The organism is Massilia pinisoli (genome assembly GCF_024753285.1).
Lineage (GTDB): Bacteria > Pseudomonadota > Gammaproteobacteria > Burkholderiales > Burkholderiaceae_D > Telluria > Telluria pinisoli.
In genome coordinates, this window is record NZ_JANUGW010000004.1 from 213,231 (window position 1) to 232,931 (window position 19,701).

Sequence of the window (19,701 nt, forward strand, 5' to 3'; positions counted from 1 at the left end):
CATGCAACGCTATCTGTCCGCCAGCACGTACATCGACTTCGATACACCCGACGTCCGCGCCGCCGCGTGCCGGCTGGCAGAGGGCAGGGCGTCGGAAGCGGACGTTGCGCGCGCGTGCTTCGAGTTCGTCCGCGACGAGATCCGGCACAGCGTCGATTTCAAACTGAACCCCGTGACGTGCAAGGCGTCCGACGTGCTGCGCCACGGGACGGGCTATTGCTACGCGAAGAGCCACCTGCTCGCCGCGCTGCTGCGCGCGAACGGCATTCCGGCGGGGCTGTGCTACCAGCGCCTGTCCGTCGGCACGGAGGGCGCGCCATACTGCCTGCACGGCCTCAACGCCGTGTACCTGAAAGACTTTGGTTGGTACCGCATCGATGCGCGCGGCAACAAGCCCGGTATCGACGCGCGCTTCGATCCGCCGCGGGAGCGGCTGGCGTTCCCCGTCCGCGAGCGGGAGGAGCGCATGCTGCCCGAGATCTGGGCCGAGCCGCTGCCCGTCGTCGTCGAGACGCTGGCGCGGTACGGTACGTGGGATCAGGTGCTGGCGAATCTGCCGGATGTCGAACTGCTGGATTGAAAGGAACGCATGGGCGCCAAGACGTGGATGCTGGTGTACAGCAAGAGAGATCCGAAAGAATTCCTGCACGCCGGCGCCAGACTCGACCGGGATGCGACGACCGCGCTCGTCAAGCAACTCTATCCTTCGGAAAAGCTCGTCCCGTTGGACGATGGCGATTTGTGCTTCACGTGTCCTCCCGATAAAGAGATCGTTGCGGGCTGCTTCCCCGGCCTCGCCATCGTGGCGGCGAAGGAATTCGGCATCGATTATCCGTCGAAGCTTGCGTCCAGATTCGTCGACGCGTTTTCCGACGGCACGCTGTATCTGCACGCGATGCACAGCGTCGTCGATTGGTTCGCGTTCGGCGTTTGGCGCAATGGCATACTGCAGAGGTCCCTGAGCCTGTCTCCCGATAGCGGCATCATGGAAGACATTGGCGACCGGCTGCCTTTCGAACAGGCGTATTGGGCCGGCGAGCATCCCGCGGTGGACCCGGACGAAGACCCGGCGAACTATCCGTTTCCGTTTCATCCGCTGGATTTGGGGGAAGCGGCGCTTGCGGCGTTCTTCGGGTACCAGCTGGAGGGCATGATCGATCCCGAGCTCATCCAGCCGGAGCGGATTCCGCTCATGCGCTTCGAACGGAAAAAGGCTGGGTGGAAATTCTGGTAAGTGATGATGCGCCGGCGGGTGGCTCGGGATGTGTTCAATCGGCCACCGCCCCTGTCAGTCGAGGCGCCGCTCCGGTATCATGCAGGGATGAATGAGATTTCCTTCGTTCCGTTCGTGATCGGCGTCGCCGGCGGCAGCGGCAGCGGCAAGTCCACGGTGTCGCAACAGGTGCTGGCGTCGTTCGGCGCCGACATGGTGTCGGTCGTGATGCAGGACGATTACTACTGCGACCAGTCCCACCTCACGCCGGAAGTTCGCCGCAAGCAGAATTACGACCATCCGCACGCCTTCGACTGGCCGCTGCTGGTGCAACACGTCCGCGCGCTGCGCAACGGGCAGGCGATCGAGATGCCGGCCTACGACTTCACGATCGACAACCGCTCCGAGAAGACCATCCCCGTCAAACCCGCGCCGGTCATCGTGATCGAGGGGCTGTTCGCCTTGTACGACGCCGACCTGCGCGACATGATGTCGCTGAAGATCTTCGTCGACACCGCCCCGGACGTGCGCTTCATCCGCCGCATGCAACGGGATATTGCAGAGCGCGGCCGCACGCTGGACAGCATCGTCAATCAGTATCTGGACACGGTGCGCCCGATGCACAAGCAATTCATCGAGCCCACGAAGCGCCACGCCGACGTCATCCTGCCGCATGGCGCCAACGACCCGGCCGTCGACGTCATCACGACGAAGGTCGCGAGCATCATCGGCCAGCTTACTCGGCCCTGAGGCGGCCCTGACGCGACCGCGTCGCGCGCGCCTCAGTCGTTCAGGCCGAGCGCTTCCCAGCCCTGCGGCGTGAGCTTGACGTACAGCTTTTCCTTCTGCGTGTGCTCGCCGTCGACGTTGCGGCCGAGCTCGGGGAAAGCTTCCTTGACCTGCGGCTTCCTGGCCCAGGGCGCCACGTTCGACAGCTTGTACGTGTAGAGGACGCTGGACTCTTGATGGTCGCCCACCTTGGCCGGATCGGCCCAGCGCACGACCTTGTCCAGCGATTTGCGGCCCCAGCAGATACGCGGCTGCCGTCCGGGTTTCGTGTGCAGGAACGGTTGCGCGGCATCGGTCATCGTGTAGCGCTTGACCTTCACGCCGCTCGCCTTGCCGCCGACGATCGCACCCGGCAGTTCGACGTCCCCGCTCCTGGCCAGCCCGGCCGCTTCGAGCGCCGCCATCTGGCCGGCGCTACCGTCCGGGTACAGCTTCTGCTGGCGCAGGTCGATCTCGTACACGTCGACGGGCCATTTGATCGGGTCAAGACACAGGTCGCCCTTCTTGTCGAAGTACTGGGTGACCGTGACGGCGAAATTCTTGTCGTTGGCGGCGGTCTTGCCGCCGCAGGCGGACAGTGCGGCGGACAGGGTCGCGCCGACGACGAGGAAGAGGGCGGTCTTGTTCATGGTGATGTCATTGTACCAAGGGAATCGTTGCAGAGTGACCCCTGCTTGTGCCAGACTTCGATCCGCTGTAACGACCATCCACCTGCCCGCGAGGGCGCTAAAGGAGACACATGTTCAGTCACATCATGATCGGGTCGAACGACCTCGAACGTTCCCGGCGGTTCTACGACGCCGTGCTGGGCGTCCTCGGGGCCGGCGAACCGTTCCCCAACGAGGCCCCGACGGGCCACAAGCGCCTGTTCTACCGGCATAACGGCAGCGCGTTCTGCGTCACGCAACCCATCGACGGGGCGGAGGCGACGTGCGCGAACGGCGCCACGATCGGCTTCAAATGCGATTCGCCCGACCAGGTCCAGGCATTCCACGACACGGCGGTGGCGCATGGCGGCATGTCGATCGAAGCGCCGCCGGGCCTGCGCGAGAGCAGCCTGGGGCAGCTGTATCTGGCCTACGTGCGCGATCCCGACGGGCACAAGCTCTGCGCCCTGTACCGTCCTAAATAACCGTCCTCAATAAGCGTTGCCTCAGGCGGCGCGCAGGGCCGCCTGTTCCTGCCGGGCCTTGGCGGTTCGCCGCCGCCTCCTTGACGAGCGTGGCATTCTGCTGCGTCGCCTGGTCCATCTGCGTGACGCTCTGGCCGACCTGGGCAATGCTGCCCGACTGCTCGCGGCTCGACGCCACGATGTCCGACATGATGCCGGCCACGCGCTCGATGCCGCCGACGATGCCGCCCATCGTCGCACCCGTCTTCCGAGCGAGCGCTGCGCCGGCGCCCGAACTTGATGGTTGCGTGAAGCGACACTTTGCATTGTCATATGGAAATGCGAACGGCATGGCGGCGAACCGTCGTTATCAAAATTAATTCCGATAATTTTGTTGGCCTAATGTGAGGTGTTTACAACGTAAGCATTTGGCCAATTTATAGAAAATCGACATATTTGATGACGCCAACCCGACGGTATGACAACATTGATCCCAGGCAAGGTGAAACGTGTCGGATATCGAAGTAACCATGTGTTAAAGTAGTTTCTTGCATGAGTTTCAATGAAAGGCAAGCAGGCCGATGCCTCTTTCCGCAACGCCACGCATCCTCGTCGTCGATGACGAAGAAGCGATTCTTTACGTGTTCGAGCGCTACCTCAGTGTCGCCGGCTACGACGTTGCCGTCGCCAACAACGGGTTCGACGCCGTCCGCGCCGGCGAGGCGGGACCGTTCGACCTGCTCATCACCGACTTCCGCATGCCGGGCATGAACGGCATCGAGGTGATCCACGCGCTGCGTCGCCTGAAGCCCGGCCTGCCGGCCCTCGTCATCTCGGGCAATCCCATCGAGGCGGGCAAGATGCCCGACGGCGTGCGCTTCCTGTCGAAGCCCGTGTCGATGGCTGGCCTCCTCGGCATCATTCCATCGTTGATCGGACAAGGCGCGTGACGCGCAAGACACCGCGCGGTATCGGCTGAACATATCGCGGCGACGGTACCGGGCCGCCGGGCCGAGCGCGACAATGGCGGCATGACGCATTCCGCCCGCACCATCCTCATCCCTGACGACACGAGCACCCCGCACGTCGTGACGCTCCCGCGCCGCCTCGTCGCCGAAGGACTCGGCACCGCGCTGCTGCTGGCCGTCGTCGTCGGCTCCGCCATCATGGGCGACAGGCTGGCGGGCGGTAACGCGGCCATCGCGCTGCTCGTCAATTCAATCGCGTCCGGCTGCGGGCTCGTCGTGCTGATCCTGACGTTCGGCGCCGTGTCGGGCGCGCACCTGAATCCCGTCGTCACCCTGGCCGAAGTGTGGCAACGCAACCTGCCGGCCGGGCTGGCGCTGCCGTATGTCGGGGCGCAGGTCATCGGGGCGTTCGCGGGCGTGGCCGTTGCACATCTGATGTTCGGCGAGCCCGTGTTCGCGGCCGCGACGCAGGCGCGCACGGGGGCGGGTCTGTGGTGGAGCGAAGGCGTCGCCACGTTCGGGCTGATCGCCACCATCATCGGTTGCGCGCGCACGCGACCGGCGGTGACACCGTATGCGGCCGCACTGTGCATCGTCGCCGGGTACTGGTTCACGGCGTCGTCGTCGTTCGCCAATCCGGCCCTCACGCTCGCGCGTGCGGCCACGGGCACCTGCGCGGGGATCCGCCTCGCCGACGTGCCGGGCTATGTGCTGGCCCAGCTGTGCGGCGCGGCGGCCGCCGTGTTCGTGGCGTCGTGGCTGTATCCGCGCGCTGCGCGTCCCGTCACGACGGGGGCCGTGGAACCGTCGCCGGCCGACCGCGTCGCCGCCTAGCCGCGCTGCCCGGCCGCCAGCGCCGTCAGCGTGCGGGCGAGACCCCTGACGACGCGCGCCATGCCGTCAAACACGGCCTGCGCGTCCTGCTCGGGCGGATCGTCCGCAGCGGGCGTGCCGTCCTGCGCCTGGCGGAACGGGAAGCGGGTGAACGACGTGTCGGTGAGGACGAGGGCGGGCATGCCGGAGCCGAACAAGGTCACGCCCTGCAGGTAGGCGGGCGTCGCGAGGCCGTGCGCGGGCAGGCCGGCGATGCTCTGGAACGCCGACAGCGCATCCTGCACGTCGCGCGACGAGGCGAGGCTGCCGACGTAGGCGATGAAGCTGTCCGGATGGTCGTCCGGCGCGTTCGCGAGGAGACGCACGAGGTCGTCCAGGCTCGCGCCTGCCGGCGCGGCCGGGCGCGCTTGCGGAGCCAGGAAGAACACGAAGCGGATCTCGGTGCCGCGGCTCGGATGCACGTCCGCCAGCAGGCGCGCCAGTTCCAGCACGGCGGCCACACTGCCCGCCGCGTCCGGATCGGCGCCGGTCGCTTCGTCGAAGCGCGCGCCGACGATGAACGTGCGCGCCGCCGTTGCGCCGGGCGCCACGTTGGCCCGCACCGCTTCGATGGCATGGCGCCGGCCCGTCGTGGCACGGTCCTGCACGGCATAGCCGGCCGCGCGCAGGACCCCGTCGATGTAGGCGGCCGCATCGGCGCGGTGTGTGTCGGCTGCCGTGGTGCCGGCCGCGAGCGCCGTCACGTGCGCGCGCAGGCGCGCGGCCAGCGGCGGGGTCGGCATGGCGGCGCCAGGATTCACCGTGACCAAGGCCAGCAGCACGAGCACGGCGATGGCGACAATGGATTTCCAATGTGCACGAAGAAAAGTTCGCATGGCATGGAGCGCGGCGCAAGAGGCGACCGCGGTCGACAGGCCGGGCTCGGCGCGCGTCGCGGTCCTGGCGGACGCCGTCCGGCGACGGCTGCCGGGGCCGCTCGTGCATGCAATGTAAAACCGGGGCCGGCCTGCGATTTCATGATACCGAAATCGCGGCCGGCCCCGGTCGAGGCGTGTCGCAATGGCGCGCGGAAATGATTCCGCGCGGAAGGCTAGCGCGCTGCCGTCGCCGGCCCGGGCTCGCTCCACCCGCCGCCCAGCACGCGGTACAGCGTGACCTGATTCTGCAGGCGCTGCAGATTGGCCTGGATGGCTTGCTGCTGCGCGATGAACAGCGAGCGCTGCGCATCGAGCAGGTCGAGGTAGCTGGCGGTGCCGTTCCGGTAGCGGAGGTCCGACAGGTTGAAGCGGTCCGTCTCGGCGGCCGCCACGGCCTGCTGGGCGCGCAGCTGCTCGCTGTACGTGGCCTGGCCGGCCAGCGCGTCGGCCACTTCGCGGAACGCCGTCTGGATCGATTTCTCGTACTGCGCGACGGCGATGTCGCGCTGGGCCCGCGCACCCTCGACGCCGGCACGGGTGCGGCCGAAGTCGAACAGCGGCAGGATCGCCTGCGGTGCGAACGTCCAGCCGAACGTGCCGCTCTTGAACAGGCCGGACAGCTCCTTGCTGGCGCTGCCCGCCGTGCCCGTCAGCGTGATGCGCGGGAAGTAGTTCGCGCGCGCCGCGCCGATGTTCGCGTTTGCGGCGACGAGCTGCTGCTCGGCGGCGCGGATGTCCGGGCGCACGACGAGCAGGTCGGACGGCATCCCGGCCGGCAGGTCCGGCAGGTTCGTCGTCGCGAGCGTCGCGCCGGCGGGCAGCGCGTCCGGGATCGGTTGGCCGATCAGCAGCGTGAGGAAGTTCAGGTCCTGCGCGCGCTGGCGCTGGGCCTGGGCCAACGTGGTGCGCGCCGTCTCGACGAGGGACACGGCCTGCTGCAGGTCGAGCTTCGAGGACACGCCGTTCTCGAAGCGCAGATTGGTCAGGCGCAGCGATTCCTCGCGCGTCTTGAGGGTCTGCTGCACGAGGGCCAGCAATTCCTCGTCGGCGAGGTACGTCAGGTACGTGTTGGCGACTTGCGCGATCAGGCTGATCTGCGCCGTCTTGCGCGCTTCCTCGGTGGCGAGGAATTGCGCGAGCGCGGCGTCGGACAGGTTCTTCACGCGGCTGAAGAAATCCAGCTCGAACGCGGAGACGGACAGGCCGGCCTGGTAGATGCTGCTGATCGGCTGGTCCTTGCCCGTCGTCTGGCGCTGGCCCGAGATGCCGGCATTAATGGCCGGGAACTGGTTCGAGCGCTGGATCTGGTACTGCGCACGTGTTGCTTCGATGTTGAGGACGGCGACGCGCAGGTCGCGGTTGTTCGCGAGGGCCAGCGAGATCAGTTGCTGCAGGCGCGGATCGGTGAAGAAGTTCTGCCACGCGATGGCGGCGGGCGCTTCGTTCGCGACCGGGTTGCCGCTGCTGACGGTGCCTGCCACGGTGGGGAAGGCGGCCGCCACCGGCGCGGCCGGGCGCTCGTATTTCGGCGCCAGGTTCACGCAGCCGGTCAGCACGAGCGCGAGCGCGAGGGGAGTGAGTCGTTTCATGGCGTTCATCAGATTTTCGAGTCGATGACAGTGGCGTCTTCTTCGTGCGCGTACTTCTTGCGCTGGCGTTCGCTGCCCTTGAAGAAGCCGCGGATGACGACGAAGAACACGGGCACGAAGAACACGCCCAGTGCCGTCGCGGTCAGCATGCCGCCCATCACGCCGGTACCGATCGCGCGCTGCGACGCGGCGCCGGCGCCGCTGGCGACCACCAGCGGCAGCACGCCGAGGATGAACGCGAGCGACGTCATGAGGATCGGACGGAAGCGCAGGTGCGCCGCCTGCAGCGCCGCGTCGAACGGCGACTTGCCCTGCGCCTGCAGGTCCTTCGCGAATTCCACGATCAGGATCGCGTTCTTCGCGGCCAAGCCGATGATGGTGATCAGGCCGACCTTGAAGTACACGTCGTTCGACAGGCCGCGCAGCGACGCCGCGACCAGCGAACCGAGCACGCCCAGCGGCACGACGAGCAGCACGGCGACCGGAATCGACCAGCTCTCGTACAGCGCGGCCAGCGCGAGGAACACGGCCAGCAGTGCGAAGCCGATCAGCACGAACACGGTGGAGCCGGCGAGGATCTCTTCGCGCGACTGGCCCGTCCATTCATACGCGAAGCCGGCCGGCAGCTTGGCGGCCAGCGCCTGCATCTCGTCCAGCGCCTGGCCCGTCGAATAGCCTTGCGCGGCATCGCCCGTGATGCTCATCGCGGAGTAGCCGTTGTAGCGCGTCGTCTGCATCGGACCGGTGATCCACTGCGTCGTCGCGAACGCGGACAGCGGCACCGGCTGGCCCTTCGTGTTCAGCGCATTGATGCGCAGGAGGTCTTCCGGCTGCATGCGCTCGGGCGCGTCGGCCTGCACGATCACGCGCTGCAGGCGGCCCGCGTTCGGGAAGTCGTTCACGTAGGCGGAACCGAGCGACGTCGACAGCGCCGTGTTGATGGCACCGAACGTGACGCCCAGCGCCTGTGCCTTGTCGCGGTCGATGTTGAGCTTCAGCTGCGGCGCATCTTCCAGGCCTTCCGGACGGATGCCCGTCAGCACCTTGCTCTGCATCGCCATGCCCAGCAACTGGTTACGCGCCTGGAGCAGGGCGGCGTGACCGAGGCCGCCGCGGTCCTGCAGGCGGAACGAGAAGCCCGTGCCGCGGCCCAGTTCCGGGATCGGCGGCGGGCTCACGACGAAGATGAACGAGTCGCGCAGCGCCATCATGTGCCCGGTGATGCGACCGGCGAGACCTTGCGCGTCCTGGCCCTTGCCCTTGCGCTCGTCCCACGGTTTCAGCGGGATGAACGCGAGACCCATGTTCTGGCCTTGGCCCGTGAACGAGAAGCCCGTCACGGCGACCATGTCGGCGACTTCCGGCTGCTTGAGCACATAGTCTTCCATCGCGAGCAGCACGACGTTCGTGCGCTCCGCGGTGGCGCCCGGCGGCAGCTGGATGTTGGCGATGATGTAGCCCTGGTCCTCGTTCGGCAGGAACGAGTTCGGCAGGCGTGCGAACATCAGGCCGACGATGGCAACAAGCACCGCGAACACGACCAGCGCGCGGCCAGCCCGCTTGAGGATCTTCGCAACGAAGCCTTCGTAGCGCTTGGCGCCCGTCGTGAACGTGCGGTTGAACCAGCCGAAGAAGCCTTTCTTCTCCATGTGGTGGCCCGCCTCGACGGGCTTCAGCAGGTGCGCGCACAGCGCCGGCGTGAGCGACAGCGCCATGAACGCCGAGAAGCCGATCGACGACACCATCACGATCGAGAACTGACGGTAGATGTTGCCGACGGCGCCCTGGAAGAACGCGAGCGGCACGAACACGGACATCAGCACGACGGTCACGCCGATGATCGCGCCCGAGATCTGGCCCATCGCCTTGCGCGTCGCCTGCAGTGGCGGCAGGCCTTCCTCGGACATGATGCGTTCGACGTTTTCCACCACCACGATCGCATCGTCGACGACGATACCGATCACGAGCACCATGCCGAACATCGTCAGCACGTTGATCGAGAAGCCCATCGCCAGGAGGGTAGCGAAGGAGCCGAGCAGGGCGACCGGCACGACGATGGTCGGAATGATCGTGTAGCGGATGTTCTGCAGGAAGATGTACATCACGATGAACACGAGGATCACGGCCTCGATCAGCGTTTCCACCACCTGGCTGATCGAGATCTGGATGAACTTCGTGCTGTCGTAAGGGATCGAGTACTTCATCCCTTTCGGGAAGTAGCGCTGCAGCTGCTGCATGCGCTCCTTGATCAGCTTCGCCGTTTCCAGCGCGTTACCGGTCGGCGACAGCTGCACGCCGATACCGGTCGACGGCTTGCCGTTCAGGCGCGTCGACGTCGTATAGGCCTGGCCGCCGATCTCGATGCGGGCCACGTCCTTCAGGCGCACGGTCGAGCCGTCCGGATTCGCGCGCAGCACGATGTTGCCGAACTGTTCGACGGTCGCCAGCTGGCCCGTGACGACGACCGTTGCCGTGATCTGCTGGCCCCTGGCCACCGGCAGGTCGCCGATCGTGCCCGACGCCACCTGGGCGTTCTGCTGGGCGATCGCCGTGTTCACGTCGGCCGGCGACAGGTTGAAGCCGACCAGCTTGGCCGGGTCGATCCAGATGCGCATGGCCTTCTCGGTGCCGAACAGCTGCGCCTGGCCGACGCCCTTGATCCGCTGGATCTCGGGCAGCACGTTGCGCGACGCGTAGTCGCCCAGCGCGACGGTGTCCCAGTTCGGGTCGTCCGACGAGAGGATCGTGAACAGCAGGAAGTTCGAGCGCGCCTTGTCGACGCGCACGCCCTGCTGCGTCACCGCGGCGGGCAGGCGCGGGGTCGCGCGCGCGAGGCGGTTCTGGACGTCGACCTGGGCCAGGTTGGGGTTGGTGCCGGTCTCGAAGCTGATCGTGATGGAGCCGGTGCCGTTGGCCTGGCTCGTCGACTCCATGTAGATCATGCCCTCGGCACCGTTCATCTCGCGTTCGATGACGGAGATGACGGAATCTTCCAGCGTCTGCGCGGAAGCGCCGGGATAGGCGACGCTGACGACGATCGACGGCGGCGCCACGGTCGGATACTGCGCGATCGGCAGCTGCTTGATGGCGACGCCGCCAAGCACCATGATGAACAGCGCGATCACCCAGGCGAAGATGGGGCGGTCAATAAAAAAACGTGCCATTGTGGTTCCTGTTTATCTAGCCTTGCCGTGTCATTGGCGGATGTTGCCCGATCCGGCCGGCGGCGCACCCGAGGCAGGCGTGCTCGCGGCTGCCTGGGCACCGGCGGCATTTGGCTGGGCCGGGGCAGGGGCGGCAGGCGCGCCCACCGGCGTCCAGGCGACCGGCTGCACCGGCGTGCCCGGCGGCAGCATCTGCAGCTTCTGGAAGCCGTCGACCATCACCTTCTCGCCTTCCTTGAGGCCATCCGTGACGACCCAGTCGTCGCCGTTCTGCGAACCGATCTTGACGGTGCGCGGGCTCGGCTTGTTGTCCGGGCCGATCACGGTGACGGTATCGCCGTTCGGACCGCCGCGGGTGACGGCCTGTTGCGGCACGAGGATGCCGGACGGCAGCTCGGCCTGTGCCAGGCGCACGCGCACGTACTGGCCCGGCAGCAGGGCGTTGTTCGGATTCGCGGCCTCGGCGCGCAGGGTGACCTGGCCGCTCGTCGGGTCGACGGAGATGTCCGAGAACAGCAGCTTGCCCTTTTGCGGCAGCACGGTGCCGTCGTCCAGCACGACCGTCACCGGCACGGTCGAACCGAGGCCCTTGCCGCCCGCATCCTTGCGCAGGCGCTGCAGTTCGGCGGCCGATTGCGTGATGTTCAGGTAGACGTTGTCGGTCTGCTGAATCAGCGCCATCTGCGTCGCCTCGGTGGCGGAGACGAGCGCGCCTTCCGTCACGAGGGCGCGGCCGATGCGGCCCGAGATCGGCGCGTAGACGTTCGCGTAGTCGTAATTGATCTTGGCGATGCGCACCTGGGCCTTGGCCGAATTGACGTCCGCCTCGGCCTGCTTCTGCGCGGCCACGGCGTTCGTGAATTCCTGCTTGCTGACGGCCTGCGCCTCGACGAGCGGCTTGTAGCGCTCGACCGTGGCCGACGTCGACGTCAGGTTGGCCTGCGCACGGCCAAGCGTGGCCTGGGCCGCGTTCAACTGCGCCTGGTACGGCTCGGGATCGATCTGGAACAGCGACTGGCCCTGCTTGACGAGGCTGCCCTCGGTGAACAGGCGCTTGAGCACGACGCCGTTGACGCGCGCGCGCACCTGCGCGGTGCGGATCGCCTCGACGCGGGCCGGCAACTCGGTTTCGAGCGCGACTTGCTGGAATTTGGTGGTGATCACGCCGACTTGCGGCGGCGGCATCTTGGCGCCGGCGCCAGCGCCGGGGCCGGCCTGGGCATTATCCTTGGAACCGCAGGCCGACAGCAGGGCCATGGCGACCAGGGTGGACGCGGCGATCCTGGACAGAGTCAGAGAAGAGGAGTTGGCAGAGCGCATTCAATGCTTCCTTCTTGTGGAAAAAAGGACAAAACCGATCCGCGACGCTTTTCTCGGGTGCTCGAACGGGCCGCAGTGCAAAAATCGCAACACGCGGCAGGCAGTTCGACGCTTCCACCGGCACGGCTTCGGGCTTATCGCTGGCTTTTGGGAAAACCCCGAGATACTATCACGAGTGTATGTTTAATGTTTCCCACCTATAAAAACGGAGAATAGACGGATGGCCCGCAGAACCAAAGAAGAGGCGGCCGCGACCCGTGACAGCATCCTGGATGCTGCGGAAAAATTGTTCGTGGAACAAGGCGTATCGCGCACGACGTTGCAGCATATCGCAACCGCCGCCGGTGTGACGCGCGGAGCAATTTATTGGCATTTCGACGACAAGGGCGCGCTGTTTAACGCGATGATGGAGCGCGCAACGTTGCCGCTGGAAGCGGAGATGCAGGTGCTGGACCAGGCCGAATCGGACGACCCGCTCGTCGACCTGCGCAACTACATGCTGGCCGTGCTGCGCCGGACGGTGGACGACCCGGTCGCGCGGCGCGTGTTCGAGATCGCGACCTTGAAGGTGGAATTCGTGGGCGAGATGGACGCCGTGCGCCAGCGCCGCCAGCAGAACATGGCGAACTGGATGAGCCGCGCCGAACGCCGCATCCGCCTGGCCGTGGACAAGGACGTCATCGGCCGCGACGTCGCGCCGGACGGTGTGGCGCTGGCCTTGTGGATCATCATCGATGGCCTGATCCACAGCTGGATGTTCGATCCGGAGCAGTTCGATCTGATTGCGCTGGGCAAGTGCGTGATCGATCCGTATCTGGATGGGTTGCGGGCGGGGCGCGGGTAAGCGACTGGCCGCCGGTTGACGTCGACGCCGGCGCGAGCGCTTTTAGTCGACCGTTGCCGGCAAGCTGCCGAGCAACTTGCATCCGCATTCCGTTTTGCAGCCCTCCACGGCAACGGGAACACCGTTGACGGTCAACGTGTCGTGTGCCGTCACGATCTTGTTGACGCTGTGCGGCTTGCCGCCGGGATAGGACTGCGGACAATCCACTTTGTCGCCGAGCCGGGCGATGGCGCGGCCGTGGATGTCGTGTGTCGGCGAGCCACTGATGACGGTGCCGCCGTGGTCGGTTTTGTCGCCGACGGTGACTATTTTTAAAGACATAGCTTGAAGATGTGTTGAATGGGCCGCGCCCGGTGAGCGGTCCCAACCTTCGAATACTCGCACCTTATTGTGTTAAGGCAGTGGCTTCATTGCACAGTATGCACGCGGAACTTCCAAACATTATCGGGCTCTACGAAGTCAAGTGCTACGGAATGGCCGGTTGGGACAAACTTATCTTTGTCAATCATATACTCCTCCAGGCGGACGCCTGTCGGGATATCTGATCCAGATGGATAGATATAGTCGGCGTCATCAAATAATGGTCGTTTGAAGGCGTCCAATCGTACGCCAAGGCAGGATGCGAATAAACTCGGTAATTTGTAGGTGATAACTTGCCGATTTTGCCGCATTTGCATCAGATATACGGACATATGGCGAACTGCGGTGCCACTTGACGATGCAGACTGGCCTTCGACGCAAGCGAAAGGAAAGTCCTCGTATGCCTTGGCGTCGGATCCTAGGTCATCGTTTTCCGTGAACTCGCCGGGGAATCCTTTTGCTCGTGCCAGATCGACACGTTTTTCATGCCAGAGAATTATAGTATTGAGCGTGCCGGAAACTTGAATTCGAGAAGTTGATGTAAATATATGATTCTGGGTCGCATAATACTTCTCGTACCCGTCATACACGGTTTGTGAACGGCCTAGCATAGGGCAAAGTATGGCGCTTGCGAGCATTATGGATGCCTTTTTCATCGATATGCCTTTCCACCCGAAGAGTTCAAGTACTGAGAGTCGTGAAGCCAAAAAATTGTCTTGCCATGAGCGGCCGTCGATACCCAGACAGCGTTGAATCGCCCTCGCTCTTTGGCGTTGATTCCTGTCCTGTTTTTCGGTTCCTGACTTTCCAATTTCACGCGCGAAAGTGAATCACAGCGCTTTCTGGGCGACGCCAGCGTTGTGGTGCGATTGCGATCCCCGACCCAAGCAAGGCAAAAATAGCATGTCAAGCGAGTTTGCTATTGCTGCAGTTTTAAGTAATCTCCCGCCATAGATGCACCCACGGCGCAAACATTATTGCTCATGATTCCCATCTTCCTGCCGACAGGGTTGGCGCTAGGTCCGCCGCATGATCACCATCACTTTGATGGATGAAATTTTGCAGTTCTTACTGCGGGCGGACGTATGTAAGAAAATTTATGATTTGTTTCCGGTATTTTTGTGGGTTTTGGATAATGACGTGAACTTAAAATTAATGGTTCGCATGTTGGTTATATGGTTTGCGGGGGAGGGTTGTTTCTCGAACCGAATCAGGTATTCTTTCTGGCAGAATGATTGAGGCTGTAAGAATTCAGGGAAAAGGATCAGGTTTTGCCCGTCTATCCAGATTCTATATGAAGTGTTCTTCAGGTAGAATTCACATTTATCGTCATAGTTCTTTAGTGTGGCCTCGCTATCGTTGATCATGGTTTCCACCATCTCCTCGTCCAGATCAACTAACTCCTTATATTTGGATGCCGTGCTGACGATCTTCGCTCTTGGAAAGAGTTGCTTAAATAAGGTGTTGGGTGGCACGAGATCACCAGTTGGGAGTGAAAATACGCGAGCTTCCTTCTCTAAGTCAGGAGAGCCTCCGCATACAGTCGATTTGGAAAAAACTACGCTTAGATATTTTTCGGAAGGAAGAATCTTTTCGAGTTTCAGTTCGTAGCCCCAGGGGTGACCTTGCGCGACAGCACCACATTCTTTGGCCTCTTTGCCGAATGAAGTCGATACAGCGTTCAAAATCGCATTGATCCTCCTGATGGCATTTTTGTCTAAACCGTCAACCGAGTCAAATGACACGATTTGAATCGCGACATCTTTCATCGGTTTGCTTTCTCGGATCTTGTACCTGGCGGGATTTTCTGAATGCGATTCTGAGGCCAATAGAAAAATTGTCAGCAGTTCTGCCGAGCGCGGTACCCTCATAACAAGATCCTTTTCATCCGGTTTGTAAATTTCGTGCGTGCTTTCAGATTATTTTCTCCGCCATTGATGGCGATTGTAACTGCTGTGATATCGTCTTTATCCATAGCCGCAATCGTGCCGTGCCGAAATACAGTTGCGTACCAACAACCGGCATCGATGCAGTTGAAACTGCTTTCGATGACTTTTTCGGGCTTATCAACAGGAGGATAACGTTTCGTATGATCACGTTCCCATCCCACATCGAAATCCTTACCTTTTTTCAGCCATCCTCTGAAGCACCAATATTCCGCATAGTTGTAGCGACCAGTTAATTGTTTGAAACCACGGCCCTTAAAGCGGGGGCCATCGCCTGGCTGGCAGTTGCCAAGCATTTTGTTGCTCTCATACTGGATGCCCGTAGCAACTTCTAGCATCTGGTTCAGGCTATAGCTTTCGACTGCACCCTGGCCGAAGACGTGCGCCTGCCGAAGTCGCGAGTTGATGCCGTAGCGGTAGCAGCACTTGTTGAGATCGACTCGGTATTTTTCGCGCACCTCAGCCGGAGTACCATGGCTGATTTCTTCGTCTGAACCGATCTGTTCCGGATAGATCAGCTCAAGTTCGCATTTGGAAAGCCACATGCATTTCGCCAAGTGCTCGATGAACTTGATCGGATGCGCGTGCCACAATGTTGTCGCGGTGGGTAAGCCCGGAACCATTTCCCAAAATGAGAGTCGCTCGATATGTGTAGTCAGCTTGGCGAACTGCTCGGGTGTTAGTTTGGCCGGGCCAAAATCGTCCTGAGTGACCCTCGCGAAGCGCTTCCCAATGTCCTGTTTGCTCCACTCTGTCGGGTGACAAGTGATCAAATGCCGCAGCCTGTCTACGTCAGTGTCCAGCGGGCTAAGATTCTTTTCCGTGCGGTGTTTTTCGTAAGCGTCGCAAAGCTTTCTCGTACCTTCATCGTCAATGAAGCCATCACTGCTGAAAAGGCCATGCTCTTGAAACTTGCGAAACTCTAGCCAGTCAGCGTCGCTGACGTAATCAAGCGTGGACTTTTCGGCCCAATATAAGCTGTTGGTTTCCGGTACGTAAACTTGGGCCCAGTTTTTGCCGTCAAATGTTTCTTCGCGAAATTCGCCCACTTTCATCCATGGATCAACCCACGGCACGATAGATGTGCCTTTGGGAAGAGTCGTGTGGTTCTTGCTTGGATTTTTCCCGTAGCAGCGCAACTCTTCGGTTTTTGCGCGATGCTGTGTTTGCTTGATTGTCTGCGTCCTGTTTCTGGGGTCCGGTACGTCAACTTCAGTGCTCGTGATTTGATCTTCGCTCACCCAATAGGAACGCTTGTTGACTGTGATTTTTTTGTAACCTTCTCCCGATTCTTCCTTGACCACAGTCAGTGGTTTAGCAGAATCGACTGCGATTTTTTCTGTCGTCTGCAATTCCTTAAATACGCTTAGTTCTCTAGTAAGGATGCAGCGACCCCACACTGTTTTTATCGCATTGTCGAGGAATGCAACGTCGTCGAAAAAAATTTCGAAGTGGATACCGCACGATGGCGCAGCTATATTGTCGGGAATGGTGCCGCAGTAACCCAGGATGTCGCCGCGATGCACGCGAGCGTAGCCGTTGTCGCAACGACAGGCGCCATCAGCGATCGGCGCAAGGGATTCGACATGCGCTTTGACTGCATTTGGGCGTTTGTGTTTGTCTCCTGCCGATTGACCGTTCGTTTCAGACTGAGCATGGGCCGCTACCGTTCTTCGCAAGAAGTTAACAGCCTGCGTACCGTTCTTACCCTTGACTTCGCCCCACGCGCGCAAGTGCATGTAGAGCGAGTAAAAGCTTAACTTCGAGGTGCCGAGGGTGGTTTGGCCGAGTTCAGCTTCATGCTTGAGCAGGACGAAGCTGCGCGAATACGGCACCTTGTCGAAATAAACGTCGGTGGAGTCAGTGTCGTCGTAGCGGTAGGCCACCACCTCGCCGTCGGCGATTGCGCGGATCGGTGCGGTGCGGTCGCTCGGGTGTATGTGTACACCGCCATGCCAAAAACGGTTCTTTCCCATCGGGTAGGAGCCGCTCAGAATTTCGCTGCTATTGAACATCGCGTCGGGTATTACCCGCTGCTGGCTTCCTTTGGAGTACGTAATGTCGATGGGATAGGTAATAATCATTTTGCTTACATGTCCGTTTATGCTGAGAAGGTAAAAGTGCCTTTTGGATCATGCCCACCTCGACCTGGGATCAAGACGTTGGCCTCCATATTCTTTGCGTCAACGAAGCTATGTGTCGCCGCATGCGCGACAAAGGTGCCGTTGGTGCCGTGTTCGATTCCATCGGCAGAGAACTTCACATAGCTGCCCCCGCCATTAATCACAATTTTTTCCTTGGCGGTGATCGTGATCGTAGTCGCGCTCTGCGAAATGTTTAGCTTGGCTATAAGATTGATGCTGTCCGACAGCGCGTCTACGTCAATGTTCCCTGCCGACGCGACCAGTTTCATGCCGGCCTTGTGCACGAGCAGGCGAAACGTCTGGCGGATACTGGCGAACAGGCTGTCTCCGCTGGCGATCGACAGGCTGCGGCCAGTGGTCAGCGCTGTATTCCCGTTGCTGGCAATGTGCGTCGACTGGGCCGTCGAAGTCGCGATGCCGGCAGGACTGGACAACACCAAATGCGGTTGGGCGAGCTCGGGGAACTTGGCGTCGTCGGTCCGGTTGCCTTTGATGCCGTCAGTTTGCTTTTTGATGACGTTTGCAACCGCTCCCTGCTGGGCAGGGGAGTCTTGTGCACTGTTCAATCTCGCTGTTTCGGCCAAGTTCTCGTGGATATCGCTGGCCGCATAGAGGCGTTCGACGGTTTCGCCTATATCCTTGCAGTGTAGGGCGGCATTGTTGCGTGCTTCGGTCGTAATCAACATGCCCATCGCCGCGCGAACAACGCCGTGCCCGTCCGTGCGTAATTCCCACCCTTCGCCCCGCGCATCCTTGCGTCCCTTTGTGTCCTCGATGCGCGTGATATGGCCAAGCGACAGCTGACTGCACAGATGATCACTCTTGAGCTGCGCCTGAATCTTCCCAGCAGTATCATCAAGAATCAGATGATTGCCCCGGCTGCCGCCTCCGAGTTCCCGGCTGCGTAAGCCGCTCAGCGCCTGCTGCCCCGGCAACTGCCACGGCGGCATTTGCACGCAGTTGTACAGCGCGCCAAGAACCACCGGGTGATCGATATTCGCGTCGAGATACAGCACCGCCACTTCTTCACCCACGCGTGGCAACCGGATTTCGCCAAACCGGTTTCCTGCACCCGGCGACATGACGCGCAGCCACGGCGAACTGTTTTCGTCGTAGTTGCCCAGCCGGTCCCAATGAAATTGAACCTTCACCCGGCCATAGCCATCGGTGTAAATTTCGGAACCGGCCGGCCCGACGACGATGGCCGTCTGGATGCCGGGATAGGTGCAGGGTTGGCTGTTGTAATTGCGGCCCGGCCGCCAAGGGATGCTTTTGCGGATGCACCGGAACGTGTTGTCGTAATTCGAGGGCGCATCCGGGCCAGCCTGGTAATTGTTGCTGACCTCGTGGTCGACGGACAGGATCAGGTAATCGCGATGGACGATGCTCGGATGCGGCTCGTCACCCCACTGGGTCGAGTGCATCTCCGCGCTGAAATGGCCGCCCAGTTTGAAATACCTGCCCGGAAGGACGGTTCGGTCGTTTCCGCGCGCTTCGAAATACTGCGTGTTCGCGTCGCGCTCGCCCATGCGTTGATAGGCGAGCCGTTCGCCGTCGTCATGCGTGCGAAAACCGTTTGAACCTGCGTATTCGTAGATTTCGTACGGATACACATCGCCCTGTTTGTTCAGCGATTCTGCCGTCGAGCGCTGCACGATGGGATTCTTGTAATCGAAGCTCGCCAAGGTCGTCTGGCCGGACCCGATGCGGCGCACGGGACTCCATTCGTGGATGCCGTCGTCCTCGAGCGAGCCTGCCTTGTCGCGAAACGGGATGACGCCTGAATCGTCGATCCCGTTCGCGTCGATCTGTTGTGCGAGTGTGCTTTTATCGTAGAGCCAGAGCGTATGGCCATCGGCCCGGTGCTCGTATGAATACATCAGGCCCAGCGCTTCCCAGCGGCGATGCAGGTGGTTGTAGTCCGTTTCGTCGTACTGGTTGGCGCAGGTCATGCGCGGGTCGTCGCCGATCAGGTGCACGCGCCAGTCGGCTTGGCGATACTGCGCGAACGTGAGTTCCGTCAATTCGATCACGCTCTTGCCGTGGAACGAGAGGTTGTCCTTGCGCAGCCTGGTGAATGCGAGCCAGGGCTCGAGCACCATGCGATAGAACGCGAAGCCGCCATCCGCGCGCAGCAAGCTAAATTCGGTGACGTAGCCGTTGAAGTGGCGCAGCGAGCCGTCTTCGCGCACGAGCGAGATCGTGACCATGCGCGCCATCATCGTCTTCAATGGAATCCGGGCATCGTCCGACAACAGCTCGACCTCGAAACGAAAGCAGCGCGAGATTTCCTCGTGCGCGGACATCCTGTTCGGCAGCAGGACGGCATGCGGCCCGTCGCCGCGCGGAAACGCCAGGCGCATCAGGCGGTCGTGCTGCGCATCGAAACCAAATGCCGAGAGCAGCGCGCGTGCCGCAATCGCCAGGCTTCCATCCATGTGGCATCTCCGATAGTTGATCGGCATAATGATTCCCATCGGCTACGGTAACCATCGGGCCAAC

18 protein-coding genes are annotated in these 19,701 nt (G+C 62.0%); 7 read left to right on the forward strand and 11 right to left on the reverse strand.

All coding sequences use genetic code 11. The annotated features are described in order from the left end of the window. Window position 1 precedes the first annotated feature (1 nt). The 3 genes from NX784_RS07305 (at window position 2) to udk (ending at window position 1,963) form a co-directional block, all read left to right on the forward strand. Window positions 2–580, forward strand: coding sequence for a transglutaminase-like domain-containing protein (locus tag NX784_RS07305; protein WP_258815998.1), 579 nt, complete (start codon window positions 2–4; stop codon window positions 578–580). A gap of 9 nt (window positions 581–589) precedes the next feature. Beyond that, window positions 590–1,234: a DUF6928 family protein gene (locus NX784_RS07310; protein WP_258815999.1), complete on the forward strand. Its 645-nt coding sequence runs from the start codon at window positions 590–592 to the stop codon at window positions 1,232–1,234. Between the two features lie 87 nt (window positions 1,235–1,321). Next, window positions 1,322–1,963, forward strand: coding sequence for a uridine kinase (udk, locus tag NX784_RS07315; RefSeq protein ID WP_258816000.1), 642 nt, complete (start codon window positions 1,322–1,324; stop codon window positions 1,961–1,963). A gap of 32 nt (window positions 1,964–1,995) precedes the next feature. Here udk and NX784_RS07320 read toward each other — a convergent pair whose 3' ends face one another. After that, window positions 1,996–2,631, reverse strand: coding sequence for an SEN1982 family lipoprotein (locus NX784_RS07320; protein WP_258816001.1), 636 nt, complete (start codon window positions 2,629–2,631; stop codon window positions 1,996–1,998). 110 nt (window positions 2,632–2,741) lie between these two features. Between NX784_RS07320 and NX784_RS07325 the strand changes: the two genes are divergently transcribed. Next, window positions 2,742–3,134, forward strand: a complete 393-nt coding sequence (locus tag NX784_RS07325; protein ID WP_258816002.1) for a VOC family protein — start codon at window positions 2,742–2,744, stop codon at window positions 3,132–3,134. On the opposite strand, the gene NX784_RS28795 is transcribed toward NX784_RS07325, so the two are convergent. Next, window positions 3,127–3,366 carry a hypothetical protein gene (locus tag NX784_RS28795; RefSeq protein WP_370662915.1) on the reverse strand — a complete coding sequence of 80 codons (240 nt, stop codon included), beginning with the start codon at window positions 3,364–3,366 and terminating at the stop codon, window positions 3,127–3,129. The two genes, NX784_RS07325 and NX784_RS28795, sit on opposite strands and share 8 nt — an antisense overlap. A 328-nt stretch (window positions 3,367–3,694) precedes the next feature. Here NX784_RS28795 and NX784_RS07335 point away from each other — a divergent pair, with 328 nt between their 5' ends. Next, entirely contained in the window at window positions 3,695–4,063 is a 369-nt protein-coding gene (locus NX784_RS07335) for a response regulator (protein WP_258816003.1), read from the forward strand. 81 nt (window positions 4,064–4,144) lie between these two features. After that, entirely contained in the window at window positions 4,145–4,915 is a 771-nt protein-coding gene (locus NX784_RS07340; protein WP_258816004.1) for an MIP/aquaporin family protein, read from the forward strand. Here the strand turns inward: NX784_RS07340 and NX784_RS07345 are convergent. From NX784_RS07345 to NX784_RS07360, 4 genes are all read right to left on the reverse strand, one after another. After that, entirely contained in the window at window positions 4,912–5,790 is an 879-nt protein-coding gene (locus tag NX784_RS07345) for a zinc-binding metallopeptidase family protein (RefSeq protein ID WP_258816005.1), read from the reverse strand. The genes NX784_RS07340 and NX784_RS07345 overlap by 4 nt on opposite strands. Before the next feature lie 215 nt (window positions 5,791–6,005). Beyond that, the gene (locus NX784_RS07350) at window positions 6,006–7,421 is read right to left on the reverse strand and encodes an efflux transporter outer membrane subunit (RefSeq protein WP_258816006.1); all 1,416 of its coding nucleotides are present in this window, start codon (window positions 7,419–7,421) and stop codon (window positions 6,006–6,008) included. 8 nt (window positions 7,422–7,429) lie between these two features. Beyond that, window positions 7,430–10,585 (reverse strand): efflux RND transporter permease subunit, encoded by a 3,156-nt coding sequence (locus NX784_RS07355; protein ID WP_258816007.1) that lies wholly within the window; start codon window positions 10,583–10,585, stop codon window positions 7,430–7,432. 30 nt (window positions 10,586–10,615) lie between these two features. Continuing rightward, a complete protein-coding gene (locus NX784_RS07360) occupies window positions 10,616–11,905 on the reverse strand; it encodes an efflux RND transporter periplasmic adaptor subunit (RefSeq protein ID WP_258816008.1) in 1,290 nt (429 codons plus the stop codon). A gap of 220 nt (window positions 11,906–12,125) precedes the next feature. Between NX784_RS07360 and NX784_RS07365 the strand changes: the two genes are divergently transcribed. Next, the gene (locus NX784_RS07365; RefSeq protein WP_258816009.1) at window positions 12,126–12,749 is read left to right on the forward strand and encodes a TetR family transcriptional regulator; all 624 of its coding nucleotides are present in this window, start codon (window positions 12,126–12,128) and stop codon (window positions 12,747–12,749) included. Between the two features lie 42 nt (window positions 12,750–12,791). On the opposite strand, the gene NX784_RS07370 is transcribed toward NX784_RS07365, so the two are convergent. From NX784_RS07370 to NX784_RS07390, 5 genes are all read right to left on the reverse strand, one after another. Then, window positions 12,792–13,070, reverse strand: a complete 279-nt coding sequence (locus NX784_RS07370; protein WP_258816159.1) for a PAAR domain-containing protein — start codon at window positions 13,068–13,070, stop codon at window positions 12,792–12,794. An 86-nt stretch (window positions 13,071–13,156) separates the two neighbouring features. Continuing rightward, window positions 13,157–13,765 carry a hypothetical protein gene (locus NX784_RS07375; RefSeq protein ID WP_258816010.1) on the reverse strand — a complete coding sequence of 203 codons (609 nt, stop codon included), beginning with the start codon at window positions 13,763–13,765 and terminating at the stop codon, window positions 13,157–13,159. A 441-nt stretch (window positions 13,766–14,206) separates the two neighbouring features. Next, complete coding sequence (locus tag NX784_RS07380) at window positions 14,207–14,980, reverse strand: hypothetical protein (protein WP_258816011.1); 774 nt, start codon at window positions 14,978–14,980, stop codon at window positions 14,207–14,209. Further along, window positions 14,977–17,139 carry a glycoside hydrolase family 19 protein gene (locus NX784_RS07385; protein ID WP_258816012.1) on the reverse strand — a complete coding sequence of 721 codons (2,163 nt, stop codon included), beginning with the start codon at window positions 17,137–17,139 and terminating at the stop codon, window positions 14,977–14,979. Before NX784_RS07385 ends, NX784_RS07380 begins: the two co-directional genes overlap by 4 nt. 17 nt (window positions 17,140–17,156) lie before the next feature. Next, on the reverse strand, window positions 17,157–19,637 hold the full coding sequence (locus NX784_RS07390) for a type VI secretion system Vgr family protein (RefSeq protein WP_258816013.1): 2,481 nt from the start codon (window positions 19,635–19,637) through the stop codon (window positions 17,157–17,159). Between the last annotated feature and the right edge of the window lie 64 nt (window positions 19,638–19,701).

Coding starts and splice junctions, on each gene's coding strand:
- NX784_RS07305 (WP_258815998.1), top strand. CDS start 2: ATGCAACGCTATCTGTCCGCCAGCACGTACATCGACTTCGATACACCC.
- NX784_RS07310 (WP_258815999.1), top strand. CDS start 590: ATGGGCGCCAAGACGTGGATGCTGGTGTACAGCAAGAGAGATCCGAAA.
- udk (WP_258816000.1), top strand. CDS start 1,322: ATGAATGAGATTTCCTTCGTTCCGTTCGTGATCGGCGTCGCCGGCGGC.
- NX784_RS07320 (WP_258816001.1), bottom strand. CDS start 2,631: ATGAACAAGACCGCCCTCTTCCTCGTCGTCGGCGCGACCCTGTCCGCC.
- NX784_RS07325 (WP_258816002.1), top strand. CDS start 2,742: ATGTTCAGTCACATCATGATCGGGTCGAACGACCTCGAACGTTCCCGG.
- NX784_RS28795 (WP_370662915.1), bottom strand. CDS start 3,366: ATGGGCGGCATCGTCGGCGGCATCGAGCGCGTGGCCGGCATCATGTCG.
- NX784_RS07335 (WP_258816003.1), top strand. CDS start 3,695: ATGCCTCTTTCCGCAACGCCACGCATCCTCGTCGTCGATGACGAAGAA.
- NX784_RS07340 (WP_258816004.1), top strand. CDS start 4,145: ATGACGCATTCCGCCCGCACCATCCTCATCCCTGACGACACGAGCACC.
- NX784_RS07345 (WP_258816005.1), bottom strand. CDS start 5,790: ATGCGAACTTTTCTTCGTGCACATTGGAAATCCATTGTCGCCATCGCC.
- NX784_RS07350 (WP_258816006.1), bottom strand. CDS start 7,421: ATGAAACGACTCACTCCCCTCGCGCTCGCGCTCGTGCTGACCGGCTGC.
- NX784_RS07355 (WP_258816007.1), bottom strand. CDS start 10,585: ATGGCACGTTTTTTTATTGACCGCCCCATCTTCGCCTGGGTGATCGCG.
- NX784_RS07360 (WP_258816008.1), bottom strand. CDS start 11,905: ATGCGCTCTGCCAACTCCTCTTCTCTGACTCTGTCCAGGATCGCCGCG.
- NX784_RS07365 (WP_258816009.1), top strand. CDS start 12,126: ATGGCCCGCAGAACCAAAGAAGAGGCGGCCGCGACCCGTGACAGCATC.
- NX784_RS07370 (WP_258816159.1), bottom strand. CDS start 13,070: ATGTCTTTAAAAATAGTCACCGTCGGCGACAAAACCGACCACGGCGGC.
- NX784_RS07375 (WP_258816010.1), bottom strand. CDS start 13,765: ATGAAAAAGGCATCCATAATGCTCGCAAGCGCCATACTTTGCCCTATG.
- NX784_RS07380 (WP_258816011.1), bottom strand. CDS start 14,980: ATGAGGGTACCGCGCTCGGCAGAACTGCTGACAATTTTTCTATTGGCC.
- NX784_RS07385 (WP_258816012.1), bottom strand. CDS start 17,139: ATGATTATTACCTATCCCATCGACATTACGTACTCCAAAGGAAGCCAG.
- NX784_RS07390 (WP_258816013.1), bottom strand. CDS start 19,637: ATGGATGGAAGCCTGGCGATTGCGGCACGCGCGCTGCTCTCGGCATTT.